At 68.1% G+C, this 19876-nt stretch carries 13 protein-coding genes, 1 tRNA gene and 1 pseudogene; 10 read left to right on the top strand and 5 right to left on the bottom strand.

The annotated features are described in order from the left end of the window. Positions 1 to 46: 46 nt before the first annotated feature. A complete protein-coding gene (locus ABH940_RS25340) occupies positions 47 to 385 on the bottom strand; it encodes a hypothetical protein (protein WP_370106239.1) in 339 nt (112 codons plus the stop codon). 84 nt (positions 386 to 469) lie between these two features. Here ABH940_RS25340 and ABH940_RS25335 point away from each other — a divergent pair, with 84 nt between their 5' ends. The 9 genes and pseudogenes from ABH940_RS25335 (at position 470) to ABH940_RS25295 (ending at position 15579) form a co-directional block, all read left to right on the top strand. Further along, on the top strand, positions 470 to 3073 hold the full coding sequence (locus ABH940_RS25335; protein WP_370106238.1) for an MDR family MFS transporter: 2604 nt from the start codon (positions 470 to 472) through the stop codon (positions 3071 to 3073). 661 nt (positions 3074 to 3734) lie between these two features. Beyond that, positions 3735 to 4094 carry a hypothetical protein gene (locus ABH940_RS25330; RefSeq protein ID WP_370106237.1) on the top strand — a complete coding sequence of 120 codons (360 nt, stop codon included), beginning with the start codon at positions 3735 to 3737 and terminating at the stop codon, positions 4092 to 4094. Next, positions 4006 to 5100 carry an integrase core domain-containing protein gene (locus tag ABH940_RS25325; RefSeq protein ID WP_370106236.1) on the top strand — a complete coding sequence of 365 codons (1095 nt, stop codon included), beginning with the start codon at positions 4006 to 4008 and terminating at the stop codon, positions 5098 to 5100. Before ABH940_RS25330 ends, ABH940_RS25325 begins: the two co-directional genes overlap by 89 nt. 30 nt (positions 5101 to 5130) lie before the next feature. Further along, a pseudogene (locus ABH940_RS25320) lies at positions 5131 to 5334 on the top strand (hypothetical protein); the annotation flags it as partial. Between the two features lie 1002 nt (positions 5335 to 6336). Further along, complete coding sequence (locus tag ABH940_RS25315; protein ID WP_370106235.1) at positions 6337 to 9639, top strand: type ISP restriction/modification enzyme; 3303 nt, start codon at positions 6337 to 6339, stop codon at positions 9637 to 9639. A 332-nt stretch (positions 9640 to 9971) separates the two neighbouring features. After that, positions 9972 to 11546: a CBS domain-containing protein gene (locus ABH940_RS25310; RefSeq protein ID WP_370106234.1), complete on the top strand. Its 1575-nt coding sequence runs from the start codon at positions 9972 to 9974 to the stop codon at positions 11544 to 11546. 49 nt (positions 11547 to 11595) lie between these two features. Further along, on the top strand, positions 11596 to 13224 hold the full coding sequence (locus tag ABH940_RS25305) for an HNH endonuclease (RefSeq protein WP_370106233.1): 1629 nt from the start codon (positions 11596 to 11598) through the stop codon (positions 13222 to 13224). Between the two features lie 138 nt (positions 13225 to 13362). Beyond that, positions 13363 to 13875 carry a hypothetical protein gene (locus ABH940_RS25300; RefSeq protein ID WP_370106254.1) on the top strand — a complete coding sequence of 171 codons (513 nt, stop codon included), beginning with the start codon at positions 13363 to 13365 and terminating at the stop codon, positions 13873 to 13875. 369 nt (positions 13876 to 14244) lie between these two features. Then, on the top strand, positions 14245 to 15579 hold the full coding sequence (locus ABH940_RS25295; protein WP_370106232.1) for a tyrosine-type recombinase/integrase: 1335 nt from the start codon (positions 14245 to 14247) through the stop codon (positions 15577 to 15579). On the opposite strand, the gene ABH940_RS25290 is transcribed toward ABH940_RS25295, so the two are convergent. The 4 genes from ABH940_RS25290 to ABH940_RS25275 form a co-directional block, all read right to left on the bottom strand. Then, positions 15542 to 15618: transfer RNA gene (locus ABH940_RS25290), tRNA-Pro, on the bottom strand. The two genes, ABH940_RS25295 and ABH940_RS25290, sit on opposite strands and share 38 nt — an antisense overlap. A 130-nt stretch (positions 15619 to 15748) precedes the next feature. After that, positions 15749 to 16993, bottom strand: coding sequence for an MFS transporter (locus ABH940_RS25285; protein ID WP_370106253.1), 1245 nt, complete (start codon positions 16991 to 16993; stop codon positions 15749 to 15751). A 218-nt stretch (positions 16994 to 17211) separates the two neighbouring features. Then, positions 17212 to 18069 carry an acyl-CoA thioesterase II gene (gene tesB / locus ABH940_RS25280; protein WP_370106231.1) on the bottom strand — a complete coding sequence of 286 codons (858 nt, stop codon included), beginning with the start codon at positions 18067 to 18069 and terminating at the stop codon, positions 17212 to 17214. 141 nt (positions 18070 to 18210) lie between these two features. Next, positions 18211 to 18654, bottom strand: a complete 444-nt coding sequence (locus ABH940_RS25275) for a PTS-dependent dihydroxyacetone kinase phosphotransferase subunit DhaM (RefSeq protein ID WP_370106252.1) — start codon at positions 18652 to 18654, stop codon at positions 18211 to 18213. 150 nt (positions 18655 to 18804) lie between these two features. On the opposite strand from ABH940_RS25275, the gene dhaK reads away from it, so the two are divergent. Then, positions 18805 to 19851, top strand: coding sequence for a dihydroxyacetone kinase subunit DhaK (gene dhaK, locus ABH940_RS25270; protein WP_370106230.1), 1047 nt, complete (start codon positions 18805 to 18807; stop codon positions 19849 to 19851). Positions 19852 to 19876 lie beyond the last annotated feature (25 nt).

The following is a 19876-nucleotide window of genomic DNA, read 5'->3' as shown; positions in this document are numbered from 1 at the left end:
TCCCGCCGCGGAGGCAGTGCCTCGACGCGACCGGAGAGGACCGGCGTCAACGACAGTGGGTGTCCGACACGCACATCAGCGCCACGCCGATCAGCACGAGGCAGTGACCGTTGGTGGTGGCGGAGGCAAGGGTGGTGCGTGGCATGAAGAGGATACTGAAGGATTTCTTATCTAATGTCAAAGCAGTCCTGATATCTCTGGCCCCGCCCCTGCGTCTGCCGCGAATGTCATCCACGCAGTTCAGAGCCCGGTGGCCGGGTTGCGACAGGATGATCACCTGGGTCGCTGCGCTTCGCCTTCCTCGGTCACCCGCGCCTTCGCGGCGGTGCGGCTGTTGCCGATGAGCGATTGCGAGAAGGAAGCGGAGATCCTGGTCCTGCGCCACCAGATCACCGTCCTTGAGCGGCAGCTCGGTTCCGCCTCGGACAACTGCCCCAACAGACAGTGCACTTTGAACTATCTTGCTCGGGTGGACCAGTTGACCGGCAAAGACCCGCGCTTCATCGGCCCCTACCGCCTGATCGCCCGGTTGGGGGCAGGCGGCATGGGCCTGGTGTATCTGGGGCGGTCCGAGCAAGGACGCACGGTGGCCGTGAAGGTCGTCCAGGCCGAGTACGCCGGGCACCCCGAGTTCCGCCGGCGCTTCGCCCGGGAGGTCGCCGCCGCCCGGCTGGTGGGCGGCAGTTGGACGGCGGCCGTGCTGGACGCGGACCCCGAGGCCGACATCCCCTGGGTGGCCACCCAGTACATCCCCGGGCCGGACCTGCAGACGGTGGTCGCCAAGGACTTCGGGCCGCTGCCCGAGGACTCGGTCCGCATCCTCGGCAACCGGCTCGCGCTCGCCCTGCAGGCCGTCCATGGCGCGGGGCTGATCCACCGCGACCTCAAGCCGTCCAACGTGCTGGTGACCGTTGACGGCCCGCGGGTCATCGACTTCGGCATCGCCCGCGCCATGGACGGCCTCCTCGGAGACAGCCTGCACACGCACACCGGCATGCTGATCGGCTCCCCGGGGTTCATGTCGCCCGAGCAGGTCCGCGGCCTCGAACTCACCCCGGCCAGCGACGTGTTCTGCCTCGGCGCGGTCCTTCTCTACGCGGCCACCGGACGGCTGCTGTTCGGCGCCGGCGAGAGCGGGCTGAACGCACACCTCTTCCGCATCGCGGAGGAGGAGGCGGACCTGACGGGCGTCCCGGAGTCGCTGGCGGAGCTCGTCGGCGCGTGCCTGCACAAGGCCCCGGCCGAGCGGCCCACCCTCCAGCACGTCGTCGAGCAGACGACGACCGATCGGGCCACGGAGTGGCTGCCCAGTCCGGTGCTCGCCCAACTCGGTCGGCATGCGGCCGAGTTGTTGGACTACGTGCCGGCACCCACGCAGGCGCCCGTGGCGCAGCCGACCCCGGTCGCACCCTCCCCGGCATCGGCATCGGCGCCGCCGCAGCCGCAGTCCCCGGCTTACACCCCGACGGCACCGGCGGGGTGGGCGGGGCCGGCGGGCGCGACGCCCCCGGGGTTCGGGCCGCCGCAGGGATTCGGACCGCCCCCGGGATTCGGGCAGCCGCCGGGGCCCGGGCAGGGTGCCTGGGCCGCCTCGCCCCTGTTCGCCCCCGCGCCCCAGGACTCAACGCCCGCCGACCAGATGCCCGCCCACCGAGGACGTTGGTGGGGCCTGATCGCGGTCGTGCTGGCGCAGTTGCTGGTGGGCCTCCAAGTGGGCACGTTCAACATCGCGCTCCCGTTGATCCAGATGGACCTGCACATCTCCAACGCCGAGCGGTCGACGCTGGTCAACAGCTACACGCTCGCCTTCGTCGCGCTCGTGGTGCTGGGCGGCCAGGTCGCGGACCTGCTGGGGCGCAGGGCCACGATGGTCATCGGCCTGGCTGTCTTCGCGGTGGCCTCCCTGCTCGGCGGATCGGCGCCGAACGCCGCCCTGCTGATGCTCGCCCGGGGTCTACAGGGAGCGTCGGGCGCGCTGGTCACCGTGGCCGCCTTCGCGCTGGTGGCCGTGAACTTCACCGACCCGCGGGAGCGTCGCACGGCCTTCGGCCTCTACGCCGCAGTCGCCGGCGGCGGCTCGGTCCTGGGCATGTTCGTGGGTGGCTGGTTCGCCCAACTCATGAGCTGGCGCCTGGCGTTGTACGCCGACGTCCCCGTCGCTGTGATCGCCCTGGTCGGTGCGCTCACCCTGCTGCACGAGGCGCCGCGCGGTGCCGTCGCCCGCTTCGATGTGGTCGGCGTGCTGCTCGGCACGTGCGGGACGGTCGCCGTCACCTTCGGATTCACCCGGGCCGGGACCAACGGCTGGAGCGACATCGGGACGGTGATCCTGCTGGTGGTGGGCGCTCCCGTGTTCGCCGGCTTCCTGTGGTGGCGGTCCCGGAACGAGCCGGCGTTCTCTCCGGGCGTCACCCCGAGTGTCGCCCCGGGCGTCGCCACGGACCGCAACAGGCTAGGCTCCGCTGTGGCCATGGTCCTGACCGGCGCCGGCGTGTTCGCCCTGCTCACGTCGCTGAGCCTGGCCGCACAGAGCGCCCTCGGCTACTCCCCTGCGGCGGTGGGGGAGGCCTTCCTTCCGATGGCTCTCGCACTCCTCCTCGGCGCGACCCTGATCTCCGCCCGCCTCGCGGGCCGCCTTCCGGCCCGCGTCCTGATCGCGGCCGGCCTGGTCACCGCGGCCATCGGGCTGGCACTGCTGACGGACGTCTCCCTTACCGCCGACTACACGACGCAGATCCTGCCCGGCCTGGTCCTCACCGGCCTGGGTGTGGGCGTGGCCCTGATGCCGCTCCTTGCCACCGCGACCTCCGGCGTCGCCCCCTCCCACACGGGCGCGGCCTCATCCACCGTCAGCGCCGCGCTCCAACTCGGCGCGGGCGCCGGCTCCGCCCTCTTCGTCACCGGCCTCCTCCACCTCTCGGGCACCTCCCTCCAACTCACCGAACTCCGCGCCACGATCCTCCACGACTACACCACCACCCTTTGGTGGGCCGCCGCCCTCACCCTCCTGGCGGCCATCGCCGCCGGCCTGCTCATCACCGCCCGCCCCGAGGACCCCGCCCCCTCCCGCTGACATCCACCATCCCGCCTCGGTCGGCGCTGCCCCGGGCACAGCAGCGGCGGGGTAGCCCTTCCGGGCGCCCCCGCTGCGGGGGCGGCTCAGCGCCTGGACATGTAGAGGATCGAGGGCTCGGTGGAGCGGTCCTTGGACGATGTCGGGATCCCAGCGTTGCCGAGCCGCACGCGGGCCCGCTGTCGTGCCCTCAGGTGCCCCATTGCTGATCCCATCTCCGTGGGCGGGTGTCGGAGTTGCGAGTGGGGAGCGTCGTGTCCGAGTGCGACCGGGTGGGGTGTGTCATAGGCGTGCCAGTTCGAGGAGCTGCCCCATTGTCTCGGTGGGCAGGCGGGTGACCGGGCAGAGGCCTTGGCGACCTGCGGGTCCGGGTCGCTGATCAGGGCGATCACTGTGGGGGTGGGCAGTTGGGGGTGGTCCGCGATGCTGCGGCGGACTGCCGGGTCCTCGTCGCGGGCCAGGTGCCTCCGTCAGCGGCCAGGTGCCACCCATGGTCGACGGCTGCAGCCAGACCTGGAGTGACGCCGGCACCCTGAGCTTCAACTTCAACCCCGACAGTTCCGGCTACTACGAGGCCAAAGAGGACTTCCACCTCTGGTAGGCAGAGACCCGTAGCACCACCACGGGCGCCTCAAACAACAGCTCCCATGTACTCAGCCCCTTGGCAAGCACACAGACGCAGGTCCTCGCGGCTCTACAGGTCACCGGCACCATGGCGGTTACCGGCTCCTGGAAGCTCGCCACTCAGCTCAACGCGTGGACCCGCGTCATCGTCCACGTTCCCGACACCTGCGCCACCACCCAACAGGCGATCTACACGATTCACATGGGCGACGGCGCCACCGAGAACCGCATCATCAACACTGCGTCTGCCGAAAATGTCATCCGCCCATTTCAGAGCCTTGCCGGCGGTTGCGGCAGGATGATCACCTGTGTTGCTGCGCTTTGCCTACCTGGCGGTCACCCATGCCTTCGCCGCGCTGCGGCTGCTGCCGATGAGCGACCGGGAGAAGGACGCTGAGATCCTTGTTCTGCGTCATCAGATCGCGGTCTTGGAGCGGCAGCTCGGTGGGGACAGGGTGCAGTTAGGTCCGGAGGATCGTGCGTTCCTCGCTGCTTTGCTGGTGCCGTTGCCTCGGGAGTTCCTGCACCGTATGCGGTTGCTGGTTCAACCGGACACCATCCTGCGGTGGCATCGTGATCTCCTGCAGCAGCGCCACGCGCGAACCTGCCGGCCGAAGCGGTCCGGGCGCCCGCCCACGGTCCGCTCGATCCGGCTCCTGGTCCTGCGGCTCGTGCGCGAGAATCCGTCCTGGGGCTACCGCAGGGTCCACGGCGAACTCTCCACTCTCGGCATCAAGGTGGCTGCCTCGACCGTATGGGAGATCCTCAAAGCAGAGGGCATCGACCCCGCACCGGACCGCGGCGCCATCACCTGGGCCGACTTCCTGCGCACTCAGGCCGATGCGCTGCTCGCCTGCGACTTCATCGAGACGGTCACCCTGACTGGCCAGCGCCAGTACATCCTGGCGGTCATCGAGCACGCCACTCGCCGCGTTCGGATCCTCGGCAAGACTGCGCACCCGACCGCGAACTGGGTCGCCCAGGCTGCCCGGAACCTGGTCATGGACCTGGAGGACGCCGGAGCCACCGTCAGATACCTGATCCGGGACAGGGACTCGAAGTTCCCCGCGCTCTTCGACCAGATCTTGGCCGATGCCGGCATCCAGGTCGTGCTCACCGGCGTTCGGATACCGCGCATGAACGCCATCATGGAGCGCTGGGTGCAGACCTGCCGCCACGAACTCCTGGACCGGACACTGATCTGGAACGAGAGCCACCTGCGCCGGGCACTACGCGAGTTCGAACAGCATCACAACGCCCACCGGCCCCACCAAGCCATCAACCAGGCGGCACCACTACGCCCGGTCCCTGAACCACTCGAACCCGGGCAGATCACCCGCCTGGACATACGTCGGAGAGACCGACTCGGTGGCGTCATCCATGAGTACCGACATGCTGCTTGAACTGCACGGATGAAGTTATCGGCAGGTGCAGTGTTTTGGAAGACGCCCGGGATCGTCGCGTGGGCCCAAGGGCGCGCGTTCGCTTGGGTTGACGACGAGATCACCGACGCGGATCGCGCCTGGGTGGCAGCTCACCATGATGGACCCGCACTGCTGCACCGGGTCGACCCCCGGCTCGGGCTCTCCGTCGACGACTTCACCTCGCTGGCGAAATGGGCAGCGACAGTGCGGTGACGTCTTCGTGTGATCGCGCATGCGGCTGACCAGACCAGTGGGCTCGGAAATCACTCGCAGCCCGAGTGGGTGGCTACGCTCCCGGGACGGAGCGTGGTGATCGTGTGGCGGGGGGCGGCAATGGGATTCGCGGTAGGAGACGCGGGCCCGCTGACCAGCGTAGGACGCGGATCTGACAGATCGCCAGAACCCAAAGCAAATGGGCCACCAGCCGCCGACGATGTGCCGGAGCCATGGCTGCTGGCGCGCAGTTCCGGGTGGAGTTCTCGGGGCTGGCCGGTAAGCGGCCCAAAATTGGCACTTGACCGATCGTGAGGTGCGTCAAGTACGCGCCCGCTGCGCAGCGCCTGCGATTACCGTGAGCGATGAAGTGCTCCGCAACGGTGACCGGATGGCCCGATATGCGGCTGGAAAGGGCTCTAATCGACCCCTCCTGGCTGGGGAGGGCAGCTCGTTCGAGCCCTCGCGTGGCGAGGCGGTTGTGAGAAGCAGGCTGTGGCCTACGCCAGAGGCCGCTTCCTCGCGAGCGAGAAAACGACCTCTGACCTGCAACGACCGGGCGAACCCCAGTCGGGACGACAGGATTTGAACCTGCGACCCCTTGACCCCCAGAAATGCCGTCATGCCACTCTGTTCTCATGGAAGTTGGGGGACGTTCGCAGACGCTCCCAACAATGGAGAGCATTTCATGCGCTCTTGATTGATGTTCGGCATTGTGACCCCGGATGCACTTGCCGCCAATATGTCCATTTTATGACTTCCCTTTGAGGGGTCAATGCCATCCCCGGTCTGGGCTGTCGAAGATTCTCGAATCCACGCGGCGGGAGCTTGGTCCGGCCGGGCGGCGCATTGGGCGGCATGGCGTGCGCCCCCTTGTGCAACCTGCGACCGCCCCCATGCCGGTGGCTACGGTCGTCCGAACCTGGTCGGCAGCCCGTCGTGTTGCTTCATGCCGACGCTCGTCGCCCATGGCGTTGTCGCGGATGAGCGGGAGGGGGAAAGGTGGGGGTCCGAGGTGGCGGAAACAGAACGGGCTTCGAGCAGGTCGTTGCGCAGGCGGTGTCGCGATTCGGCGCCGAAGTCACTCCGAAGCTCAAGGGTGGGGGATGGCCCGAGGATCAACTTCGTGGTCCTTTGGAGAACCTGTTCCATGCTGCCTGCCACGGCCTCGGCCTCACGGTCACCCTCACGGGCGAAGTGCCGCTCATCGAACTGGACGCGCGCCCGGACTACGCGGTCACTGTTGACGGAGCTTGCATCGGATACGTCGAGCTGAAGCGACCTGGCACCACAGCCGATCCACTGAACCTCACGGGCCGCAATGCCGTGCAGTGGAAGAAGCTCGCGAGACTGCCCAACGTCCTGCTGTGCGACGGGAATGAGTTCTCGCTCCACCAGAACGGTGAGCAGATCGGCGAAGTCGTGCGATTGCGCGGGTCGGTGCGCACCTCCGGCTCGCGCCTGGCCCCAAACGACGGCAGGCTGGCTCGCGTCCTTCACGACTTCCTGACGTGGGCGCCTCAGGCCCCCCGAAGCGCAGGGCAGCTGGTCCGATCGGTAGCGGGGCTATGCCGCCTGCTGAGCGACGAGGTCGCGGAGGCCATCGTCCAGGAGAAGGCACATGAACGTCCGCCGACCTTCACTGAGCTCGCGGAGGAGTGGCGCGTTCTGCTGTTCCCGGAGACCACCGACGTGGAGTTCGTCGAACAGTTCGGACAGGTCGTGGTCTTCGCCCTGCTTCTCGCCCGGGTGGAAGGGATCGTATTCGAGGGCGACACCGTCCACGGCATCGCAACGAAACTCGGCAAGAAGCACTCCCTGATGGGCAAGGCGCTGGAGGTGCTCACCGTAGACTCCGCCGCCGCCCTCTCCACCACGTTGGAGACATTGCTTCGCGTCGTCGGCGCGGTGGACTGGGACAGGTTGGACGATGGAACGGGAGACGCGTACTTCCTGCTCTACGAGCACTTCTTGCAGCTCTACGACGCGGACCTGCGGATGCGTACGGGCTCCTACTACACGCCCCATGGCGTCGTGTCGGCCATGGTGCGGTTGACGGAAGCCATACTCACAAGAGACTTCGGCCTCCCAGAGGGCTTCGCATCCCAGGATCTGGTGGTTGTGGACCCGGCCATGGGCACTGGCACGTTCCTCCTCTATGTGCTGGAGCGAGCCGCCGGGGCGATCGCGGAGAGGGAGGGGCCGGGAGCCGTGGGCCCGCGGCTGCGCGAGATAGTCGGTGAGCGACTTGTCGGATTCGAGATGCAGACCGGCCCATTCGCCGTTGCCGAGCTGCGGATGCACGCCATGCTCAAGCGCTACGGCTCCGCGGCCCCAGCCCGGGGCATGCGGTTGCTGGTCGCGGATGCGCTGGACAGCCCGACCGCCGAATTCAACTGGATCCCCCATACCTACCGAGCTCTCGCCGAATCCCGCAAACAGGCCAACAGCGTCAAACGCGACGAACGCGTCATGGTCGTGCTGGGCAACCCACCGCACGATGCCGTCGGGCGCGGCGCCGGCAAGTGGGTGGAGAGCGGAGACCCTGGGGCACTTGAGCCCCCGCCCATCGATGCCTTCCGGATCCCCGGGAACGGCCGCTACGAATCGAAGATGTCGAACCTCTACGCCTACTTCTGGCGCTGGGCCACCTGGAAGGTCTTCGACGCGCACCAGGACGCCCCCTTCGGGGTGGTCGCACTCATCACGCCGAAGGCCTGGCTCAAGAGCCGCGCCTTCGCCGGAATGCGCCGCTACCTGCGTTCCAGAGCCGACGAGGGCTGGATAGTCGACCTCTCACCAGAGGGACACCGGCCCGACGTCTCGACCCGCATCTTTCCCGGTGTCGCGCAACAACTGTGCATCGCCGTGTTCGTGCGCCGCAGCCAGCGAACAAGCTCTCCCGCCACCGTCAGGCACATCCAACTCTTCGGCCGGCGCGAGGAGAAGATCGAACAACTGCAGACACTCGCTTTGGATGATCTCCGATGGCGCGAATGCGCCCATGGGATGACCGACGCATTCCTGCCCCCGAGCAGCAACCTGTGGGCCTCGTCACCTAGCCTGGACGAGCTGATGCCATGGTCCTCGCGCGGGGTAACCCCCGGTCGGACCTGGGTCTACGCCCCGGACGCAGAGACGCTGCGGCACCGCTGGAAGCGATTCCTGGCGGCCGATGCAGATCGACGCCGTGAGCTGCTGGGCGAGGCGCCTGATCGAACCATCGACTCACTGGTGGAACCGCTGCCAGGAGTGGACGGCTACTCCCACAGCACGCTGCGCGAGGAGCGACGGGAGCAGCCGAAGTCCGTACCCGTGGGCTACCGATCCTTCGATCGCCAACTCATCATGCCCGACCACCGATTGATGGTCCGCGGCCGCCCGGACCTGTGGCGTGTCCGCAGTGTCCGCCAGATCTACACCGTGGAGCAGAACGCCCACCCGATCACGGACGGCCCCGGACTCGTGTTCAGCGCCCTGATCCCTGACATGCATTACTTCAATGGCCGCAGCGGCTGCGCCCGTCCGTTGTATCGCGACGCCGAGGGTCGGCATGCCAACATCGCACCCGGCCTTCTCGGCCTCCTCAGCCGCCCGTTCGGTGCGCCCGTCTCGCCCGAGGACCTGCTCGCCTACATCGCCGCCGTGACCGCCCACCCCGGCTACACCGACCGCTTCCGCGAAGACCTGGAAGACCCAGGAGCCCGCATCCCACTCACCGACGAACCGGCACTCTGGCAGCGCGGCGTCGACATCGGCCGCCGCATCCTGTGGGCTCACACCTACGGCGAACGCTACGTAGACCCCGAGAACGGACGGCCCGCCGGAGCGCCTCGCCTCCCCATCCACCGGCCGCAATGCGTGGAAGAAATACCGGACGACGAGGCGTCCATGCCCCAGCAACTGATCTATGACCCGGTCACCCAGGAGCTCCGGGTCGGCGAGGGACGCATCTCGCCGGTGCCGAGCCAGATCCGCGCATACGCCGTGTCCGGGATGAACGTACTCGACAAGTGGTTCGGCTACCGCAGGAAGCAACCGGCCGGCAAGCGCCGCCTCGACCTTGACCACGTCGTCGCACAACGATGGACGCCCGACCGAACGACCGAACTCCTGGACCTCCTCAACGTCATCGGCTTCCTCGTCGAAGAGGAGCCGCACCAGGCCACGTTGCTGGACGAGATCTGCTCTGGGCGTCTCATCACTCAAGCTGACCTGACAGCGGAAACGATCCTGCCCGTGTCCCCAGGGTTCCGCCGACCGGTGAAGGGAGGTGGAGCGCAGGAACCACGGCTCTTCGAATGATGAGCCCGCAACCGACGGACTTTAGCCCACAGGGTTGCAGAGCGTGCGGCACCCCGTCCTCTCTCCACGACCAGGGTTGAGAGGGATACTTCGGTCGCCGGGACCTTTTCGGCTACCTCGGCGCGATCGCCGTAGGTGTGCGGGAGGAACTGACTGCACGCCGGAGCGACCGCGATCCCTTCATCCACGAGGTACCGACCTGCCGCTTGAGCAGCGCGGATGAAAGTGTCGGCAGGCGCAGGTTCCGAAGGCGATCGACACGCAGGCTCGCTGTGCGCCCAACTCATCCTGCCTGCAGCGTCATTGACGAGCCCGGGAACTGGTTACCATACGTGGTCTCGAAGATCGATCGTCAGTGGGGGCGGGACATGGTTCGGGCATGGACGGTACGGGGCGGCCGGCACGGCGAGCGAGAGGACGCGGCCCTTGATGGGGGCTTGGTGATCGCTGGCTGGGAGCAACTCGGTGATCTCACCGAGTGCAAGACGATCGATGACCTCGGTACCCTGCTGCGCTCGACGTATCCGGGCGAGGCGCCCCGCACGTTGGAGAACTGGAAGCACCAACTCTGGCGATTCCGCTCGACGATGGCAGTCGACGATCTCGTGGTCATGCCGCGGAAGTATCGCAAGGTCGTGGCGATCGGACGACTGACGGGGGACTACGAGTTCCGGGCGGACGCCCCGGCGGGACTTAGGCACGTCCGTGGCATCACCTGGATACGCAAAGACGTGGACCGTGCGGTGGTGGACGGTGATCTGCGCGACAGCATGGGTGCCTTCCTGACCATCAGTGAACTGAATCGCCGTGACGCGTCCGCCAGGGTCGCTGCCCTGGCGGAGTCTGGCAAGGATCCGGGGTACCACGGATACGTGGAACCGCCGACGGATTTTGAGGCGTTGCGGTTGGAGGTCGCCGAAGTCGGTACCCGCCAGTTGACGGCCCGCGATCTTATCGGGCTGGCGGGGTGGCAGCGGCGCACCGCCGAAGTGATTGACATCGTCGACCGAGCGCTCGCCGACCTTGCGTTGCAGGTCGAGCCACACTTCACCGAGGTGCCGCTCGATGGGCTGGTGACAGTATCGGCACTGGAGTCCGCGGAGGCCGCCGAGTCGACGAATGATCTGACGCCGGAGCCACAGGGCGGGCAGAGCAAGGGTGTGGCGGACGACCTCGCACTGAGGATCGCGCACCTGCCGCTCAGTCGCGAGGTTCTGACGATAGACGAGGGCGCTCCCTTGGAGCGCGCGATCACCTGGCTGGTGGAGGGGCGGTGCACCCAACTCCCGGTGGTGGATGCACATCAGCGGCTGCGCGGCGTCATCTCCTTGGAGAGCCTCGCCAAGACCGGGCTCGCAGGCCGCGCCGAGTCGCTCGTGGATGCCATGGATCGGCACCCGAAGATCGCCCGTGAGCAGGAGGAGCTCTTCTCTCGGATCGATGACATCCGAAGGCACGGACACCTGATCATCGTCGACTCCGAGAACGTCGTCGTCGGCCTGCTCAGTGCCGCAGACCTCGCTCAGCAACTCAAGCAGCGGATCCGACCCTTTATCGTCCTTGAAGAACTCGAGCGTCGCCTTCGGCGTGCAGTGAGTGGCCTGTCCGTGGATGAGCTGCGAGCGGCACTCGGCCGCAATACGGGCAAGGCATCCAAGATCAAGGAGCCCAAGGACCTCACCTTCGGCAACTACCCCTTCCTACTGGACGACGACGTGCGGTGGTCCAAGCTCGACTGGCCTTATGAGCGGGAGGACATCGTGACCAGGCTCCGGGAGGTCGTCACCTATCGCAACGACCTCGCGCACTGGGCTGTGGACGCACCCGCGGAGGACGTCAAGCGTCTCGCGACGGCGGAGCAGTTGCTGGTTCTGCTGAAGGCGATCGATCGTGATCCGTCCTCCTGACAACTGGACGGCGAGTGGAGAGATCAAGAAGGCCACGAGGGAGCCTCTGATGGGAAGCGTGCGCAAGGCCAAGGTCACCGAAGCGGTGAAGCGCGAGCTGTGGCGTCTCGGCCTCGGGATGTGTTACCTCTGCCGCGAGCCCCTCGACTCCGGAATAGGAGGCACTTCTCCGACCGCTCACTACGCGCACATTGTTGCCCAAGCGGACAAGGGTCCGCGCGCGGTTCCGGGCATGCCTCAGGGCCAACGCGACGCAGTGACGAACCTGATCCTGCTCTGCCCTGGTTGCCACGACTTGATCGACAAGCAGCCGGCCGCATATCCGACCCCGGCGCTCCAGCAGCGCAAGGTCGACCACGAGACCTACGCCGCCTCGCTCCGCGAGTCCGGACGGCTGTGGCGGGTCCGCTACGCCACCGTCGACTACCTCAACATGCCGCGGATGGCGATGCGTGAGTCGGGCGCGCTGCTCCAGCTGGTTGCCGATCGGGTCGGTTTCGACACCAATAAGGCCTTTCATGGCCAGGGCATCAAGTCCGGGCAGTTCGTGGGGCAGTTGCGTTCCGTCTTCGAGGGCTGGAACGAACAGGCCACCCCGCTGGATGAGGATCGCGTCGAGTCACTGGCCGTCGGCATGCTGGTGTCCTTCTCCGGGGCGATGCGTTGCCGCAACGCGCCGACGATCCCGCCGGCTCCGCTGGAAGGCACGTGGGAGCACGATCCGCAGCTGACCTTCCAACTGGGGTTGCGCACCGTCCGGGTCCGGTTCGATCCCGCATGGCTGACGACCACCACCGCGACCACGGACCTTAGGTCCGACGATGCGCAGCACTATGCGGGTGTCGGTTTCGTGGTTGGAATTTCCGACCGGGCGATCAAGGTGTCCGCGCTCGTCTTCGGGCACCCGCAGACTCAGGCCGCTTCCCTCTTCGAAGTCGCCTCTACGCACGACGGTAGCGTGCCGCGGCAGGTGCCCCTTGGTCAGGCGGAGCACTCACCAGCACAGCCGCTGGCAGCAGCGCCCCGGCAGTCCACCGCCATGGCGCCGCCCGTCTCGGTGGCCCTGCACTTCGACGAGGATGAGGTCCTGCCCGGATGGATCGAGCGGGCCACCATCTGCCAGGCCGCACGAGTCGTGCCGGAGTACCGCCGCGATTGCCGGGTCGGGACGATGAGCCTGCTCGTGCGCAAGCTCCTGGAAGACGGAGGGGTTGACGACCTCGCCGCCAAGCTCTTGTCCCTTGGTGGCGAGCGTCACTGGAGTAGCTTCGAGGTGGTGGGGCTGGCGGCCCTGCTGGCCACCAAGAACGTCGCGGTCGCCGTCGTCGAAGGGCTTCGCGCACATCAGCTTCAGGACTTGCACGAGGCCCTGTTGGAGCAGTCCGAACCGTACCTGGGGGCACTGGAACTCGACGCCCGGAGTCCACTGCACCGGCGCGCCTATGCGAGCCGGTCCACTCTGCGCCTCGTGGGTGCCGATCTGCGAGTGCTGTACAGCGTCGGTGATTATCTCCCAGGCGAATGGGACCACCGGGACCACAGCGTGCTCGATACCTGGGAGAAGTCCGGCTTGTTCCCCACGGTCAGCTGGGAGGAGGACGCTGAGCGCAGCGCCGCCGAGGAGCGCGACGCCTGGGCACAGTTCCGTGAGCTCCAGCGACGGTTCGGCGTCGACTGAGTCGAGGAAGCGGTGGTGCCGTTGTGGCTCACGCGAACCGGGGGCCGATGTTGTGGGTGCCGAATACTGCGTCCATACAGGTCAGGAGGTTCCTGCACCCGGGGGTGTTCCGATCCGGCATGATCGCGTCTCGTGTTCATGCGCTTCGCGTACTTGTCGGTCTCCCGGGGCTTCGCGGCCCTGCGCCTGTTTGCGATGAGCGACCGCGAGAAGGATGTCGAGATCCTGGCCTTGCGCCACCAGCTCACGGTCTTGCAGCGGCAGCTCGGTGGTGAGCGTCCGAGGTTCAGGCCGGAGGACCGGGCGTTCCTGGCAGCGTTGCTGTCGGGACTGCCCTGGCAGGCGCTGCGTAGGATCCGCCTGGTGGTCAGCCCGGACACGGTCCTGCGCTGGCACCGTGACCTGATCAGGCGGCGACACTGCGCCTGCCGAGAATGTCATCCGCCCAGTTCAGAGGCTGATGGGGGTACGGCAAGAGGATCGCCTTTGTTGCTGCGCCTTGCCTACCTGGCGGTCACCCACGCCTTCGCCGCCGTGCGGCTCCTGCCGATGAGCGACCGCGAGAAGGACGTGGAGATCCTCGTGTTACGCCACCAGGTCGCCGTCCTTGATCGACAGCTCGGCGGACGCAAGGTGACGTTCACACCGTAGGACCGTGTGTTCCTCGCCGCTCTGCTGCACCGTCTCCGGGCGGACGAGCAGCCGCAGCCGATGCAGGAACATCCGTGGCAACGGCACCAGTAGGAACGCGGTGATGGAACGCACCTTTAGGGGATCGGCACAGGTCAGAGCCTCTGGACCGGCTGCGTGGTCGCCAGGTGGTCGCATGGGCGGCCATACGAAGATCGAAAATGGAGTCACTGGGCCAGCCCTGCTTGGGAGGCGATCACCATGCGTGCCATCGCGGGTCGTGGACGTGTCTACCGTCGCTGCGGATGCCGAGATCCTCAGCGCCGCCAGCTCGGTGCCCGCTGCCCGGACCTGCTCTCGGATCCGGGGCACGGGACCTGGACCTTCGCCGTGGACCTGCCCGGCACCGACCGCCGCACCACGGTCCGTCGAGGCGGCTTCCCCACCGAGCAGGCCGCCCGCGCCGCCCTGCGCCGGCTGCTGGAGGGCACGGCCGTCGGCTTCAACGCGGATCCCAACCAGACGCTCGCCGACTACCTCAGCGCCTGGCTGGAAGCCAAGCAGCTGTTGCTGAAGCCGACGACCTTCGCGCGCTACCGCGACTACGTCGCCAACGACCTCATCCCCGCCCTGGGCGACGTGCTCCTGGACGACCTCGGCTACGCCCACCTGGCCGGCTACGTCCACACCCAGCTCGAACGCGGACGCGGGAAGGTCACCGTCCACCAGATCCTGGCCACCCTGTCCAGCGCGCTCGGCGACGCGGTCCGCCACCACCGCCTCGCCCGCAACCTCGCCCGCCCCACCGTCATCCCACGCCCCGCCGCCGCGGAACGCCACATCTGGACCCCGGACCAGGCGGCCCGGTTCCTGCGCTGTTGCCACACACTCGACCCGCTCTTCGCCGACCTCGTCGAGGTCATCATCGGAACCGGCCTGCGGAAGGGCGAAGCGCTCGGACTGCACTGGGACGACATCCACCTGACGGAGCGCATCCTCTTCGTCCGGTGCACCCTGTCGGCCGTCGACAACAACCGACTGGTCCTCACCAGTCCGAAGACCCGCAGCAGCAAGACCTGGGTCGCGCTCTCCGACCGCGTCGCCCACGCCCTCGAAGACCGTGCAGCCGCAGACGACTTGGCCGATGGGGGAGGGGATCACGGGGGATTCGTCTTCAGCCGGGCCGGTGGACGGCCGCTGCACCCCGCCTGCGTCCTGCGGCGCTTCTACTGGCTCTGCGACAAGGCCGACGTGCCCCGGTGCGCCATCCATGACCTGCGGCATCTCGCCGCCACGATCTCCATCACCAATGGTGTGCCGCTCACCGTGGTCTCCAAGACCCTGCGCCATGCCACCTTGTCCACGACGGCGAACATCTACGCCCACCTCACCGCCCAGGCCGCCCGCCAGGCCGTGTACACCATCGACGACACGCTGGACCGGGCCGACCGCGCCGTCCTGCCGACCGTTGTGGCGCTTCGGGCGGTGTTGCGACCACAGGACGACCACATTGCGGGGCACCGGAACCAGCTGATCGAGCTCAAACCGATTCCAGGTCAAGCGAATTGCGACAGTCGGTCCACGCGGCTGCCGCGTGGTGCGACCACACTGCGACCACCAGGCGCGAAGACAACGAAAAGGCCGTCCCCACCTCTCGGTGGAAACGGCCTCCGACCTGCGAAAACGCTGGTCGGGACGACAGGATTTGAACCTGCGACCCCTTGACCCCCAGTCAAGTGCGCTACCAAGCTGCGCCACGTCCCGTGACTGCGTTGCCTTGCGGCTTTGCGGTCCGTCCCCGGTCTCCCGGGCACAGGAAGAACAATACAGGATCCGGGGCCGTGCTTGTGCACAGGTTTGCCGGGGGATGTGTGCAGGTCACGGGGTCATGGCATCACGGCGTGGGCGTGCGCGAGTCGTAGCGGAGGAAGGACGGGTAACGGGCCAGCAGGAGTACGAGGCTGGCCAGGCAGGCGAGGCCGCCGGAGGTGGCGGAGATGGTGGGGGAGGTGAGCTGGGCGACCAGGCCGGACTCGAAGTCGCCGAGGCGCGGGCCACCGGCGACCACGACGATGAAGACGCCCTGGAGGCGGCCGCGCATGTCGTCCGGGGCGGCCTCCTGCATCATCGTGTTGCGGAAGATCATCGAGACGGTGTCCGCCGCGCCCGCGCCTGCCAGCAGCAGGAGGCCGAGCCAGAGCTGGTGGACCAGCCCGAACCCGGCGATGGTGAGACCCCAGGCGGCGACGGCCCAGGCCGTGGCCAGGCCGTGGCGGTGGACGCGGCTGACCCAGCCCGAGAAGAGTGCGCCGATCAGCGCCCCGACCGCCGGGGCCGCGGCGAGCAGGCCGACGGTGCCCGCGCCACCGCCGTAGAGGGTCAGCGCGAGGGCGGGGTAGAGGGCGCGCGGCATGCCGAACACCATGGCCGCGATGTCGGCGAGGAAGGTCATCCGCAGGTTGGGCCGCTCGCGCAGGAAGCGCAGGCCGTCCAGGACGGAGGCGCGCTTGCCGGAGGCTGCCGCCCGGTCCGGGAGCATGGACGGCAGTCGCCACATCGCGTACAGGGACGCCGAGAAGGCCACGACGTCGAACAGGTAGGCGGCCTGGTAGCCCCAGAGCCCGATGCCGAGCCCGCCCAGCATCGGCCCGACCGTCAGGCCCAGGTTCATGCTGACCGAGGCGAGCGCGTTGGCCGCCGGGAGCTGCTCGGCCGGGACCAGGCGCGGGATCATGGACGAGCGGGCCGGTGCGTTGAGGGCGAAGCAGACGGCCTGCAGCGCGACCGCCGCGTAGAGCAGTCCGACCGTGTGCAGGTTGAGCAGGGCCTGGACGGCCAGGAACACCGACACCACGGCCGCGCCGCTCGCGCCGAGGAGGCCCAGCTTGCGGCGGTCCATCCGGTCGGCGATCGCGCCGCCATAGAGCCCGAAGGCCACCAGCGGGAGCAGTGAGCAGAGCCCGATCAGGCCGGTGGCCAGGGGCGACCGGGTCAGTGCGTAGACCTGGACGGAGACGGCGAGTGCGGTCATCTGCTGGCCGACGCCGGACACGGACTGGCCCAGCCAGAGCCGCCGGTAGTGCGGGTGCTCGCGCAGCGGCGTGATGTCGGCGAGCGCGCTGCCCGCGAGCCGTCGCAGGCGGCCCGCCGCGGACCGCGGTTCGGAGCCGGGCTCGGGCGGAACGCCGGGAGCGGCCGGAACGCCTGCCTCGCGAACGGGCTCGGGTTCGGGCGGATGGGAATCGGACTGCTGTGCGGTGGCCACGGGGCATCTTCGCCCACGTCCGATCGCCGGTGGCAGCCGGTCCCGGTTTCGTGACCTGCTCGCGACCGAGGACAGCTGATCTACCGATCGACCTACTCGATGCGGCGGAAGAGGCCCTCCTGCATCACCGAGACGACCAGCTGTCCGCTCCGGTCGAAGATCTGCCCGTGTGCGAGGCCCCGGCCGCCGACCGCGATCGGCGACTGCTGCTGGTAGAGCAGCCACTCGTCGGCCCGGAACGGCCGGTGGAACCACATTGCGTGGTCCAGTGAGGCCATGTCGAAGTTCCGCTTGCCCCACAGCGGTTCGACCGGAACACGGACCGAGTCGAGCAGGGTCATGTCGCTGGCGTAGGTGACCGCGCAGGTGTGGATCAGTGGGTCGTCCGGGAGGGCGCCGTTGGTGCGGAGCCAGACGGCGCTGCGCGGTTCGAGCTCCTTGACCTCCTCCTCGGTCCAGCGCAGCCGCTCCACGTAACGCAGGTCGAACGGCTGACGGCGGCTGATGAAGGGCGGCAGCTCGCCCAGGACCGAGCCGACCTCCTCCAGCGCGGACGGGACCGACTCCGGTGACGGGACGTCCGGCATGGTGACCTGGTGCTCGAACGGCGACTCCTCCGGCAGGTGGAAGTCGGCGGTCAGCGCGAAGATCGTCTTGCCCTGCTGCACGCCCAGCACGCGCCGGGTGGTGAACGACCGGCCGTCCCGGATGCGGTCCACCTGGTAGACGATCGGGACGCCCGGCGTGCCGGGGCGCAGGAAATAGGCGTGCAGCGAGTGCACCGGGCGCTCGGGGTCGACGGTGCGCCCGGCGGCGATCAGGGCCTGACCGGCCACCTGGCCGCCGAAGACCCGCTGCAGGGACTCCTCGGGGCTGCGTCCGCGAAAGATGTTGACCTCGATCTGCTCGAGGTCGAGAAGGTCCACCAGTCGGTCGACAGGACTGCCCACGAGGTTCCTCGCTCTCCATCTGTACCGCTCCACCGCAGCAGCTGTACCGCTCTACCGCTCTACCGCTGCACTGCTCCACTGCTGCGGATCCATTGTCACAGCTCACCGGGGTGGGTGACTTGTCCGGACGCGTACAGGAGGTCAGAACTTCGGGATCGTCCGGGCCTCGCGGGCTGCCGCGGCGACATCCGCGAGCGACGCGCCGGTCGACGCGGCGACGACGGCCGCGACGCCGCCCTCGACGAAGGGTGCGTCGACCACTACCACGTCGTCGCGGCCCAGCTCGGCCAGGACCAGACGCGCGGTCAGTACGGCGCTGCCCAGGTCCGGGAGCAGCAGCACGCCGGCTCCGGCGTCCGCTGCGGCCACGGCCGCCTCGATCCGTTCGTAGCCGGTGCCCAGCGCGCCCTCGGGACTGCCGTCGTCCATCCCGCCTGCGGGGACCACGCGGACCAGGCCGCCCCCGAGCGGATCGAGCAGCTCGCGCAGACCGTCCGCGAGCCGCGCGCTGTGGGAGACCAGCACCAGACCCACCAGGCCCACCAGGTCAGATGAGCTTTCACGTGCAGGACGTGCGTTCGACATATCAGCACGATCGGTGGGCGCGTTGCTGCTCTCAGTCATGTAGCGATGCTAGTTTCGGCCTCGCCGAAGTCGGAGCATTGCGACACAGAAGTACAGAAGTCAGAGGTACAGACGTACAGAAGCACAGAAGCAGCGCCCGAGGAGGATCTGGTGAAGAAGTTCCTCAACACCCCCGAGTCCGTCCTGGCGGACACGCTCGCGGGCCTGGCGGCGGCGCATCCGTCGCTGCGCGTCGAGACAGGCAGTGCGGGCGGCGGCGGGCCGTTCGTCACGCGGGCCAGCCGGACCAGGCCAGGAAAGGTGGCGCTGGTGTCCGGCGGCGGATCCGGGCACGAGCCGCTGCACAGCGGCTTCGTGGGCCTGGGGATGCTGGACGCGGCCTGCCCCGGCGAGGTGTTCACCTCCCCGGTGCCCGGTCAGATGCTGGCCGCCGCGCAGGCGGTGGACAGCGGTGCGGGCGTGGTGTTCGTCGTGAAGAACTACACCGGCGACGTGCTTAACTTCCAGATGGCGGCCGAGCTGGCGTCCGAGGACGCCGGGATCCGGGTCGAGACGGTCCTGGTCGACGACGACGTGGCGGTGCGCGACTCGACCTGGACGGCCGGGCGGCGCGGCACGGGGGCGACGGTCTTCGTCGAGAAGATCGCCGGTGCCCTGGCCGAACGCGGGGCTGGGATCGGCTCGGTGGCGGACATCGCGCGGCGGGTCAATGCCCGCTCCCGCTCCTTCGCGGTGGCACTGACCGCGTGCACAACTCCCGCCAACGGCAAGCCCGGATTCCAACTCCCGGACGACGAGATGGAGATCGGCGTCGGAATCCACGGCGAACCGGGGAGGAGTCGTCAGAAGCTCGCCCCGGCACGGGAGGTGGCGGCATTGGCCCTCGATGCGATTCTGGCCGAGTCGGTCTTCGACGAGAGTGGCGACAACGAGAGTGGCGACCCGGATCCGCGCGAGGTGATCGCGATGGTCAGCGGGCTCGGCGGAACCCCGCTTTCGGAGCTCTACATCCTCTTCAACGAGGTGGCACGGCAGTTGGACGTCCGGGGGATCACCATCGCGCGCAGCCTGGTCGGCGACTACGTGACCAGCCTGGACATGGCGGGGGCGATGGTGACGCTGTGCCGCGCGGACGACGAACTGCTCGACCTGTGGGACGCGCCCGTGAACACTCCCGCGTTGCGCTGGGGCGTATGACATATCGTCAGAATCTGGAAAGGGA

Source organism: Streptacidiphilus sp. BW17 (genome assembly GCF_041262485.1).
Taxonomy (GTDB): Bacteria; Actinomycetota; Actinomycetes; order Streptomycetales; family Streptomycetaceae; genus Streptacidiphilus.
Note: the sequence above shows the minus strand (reverse complement) of the source record. Positions and strands in the feature narration are given on the sequence as shown.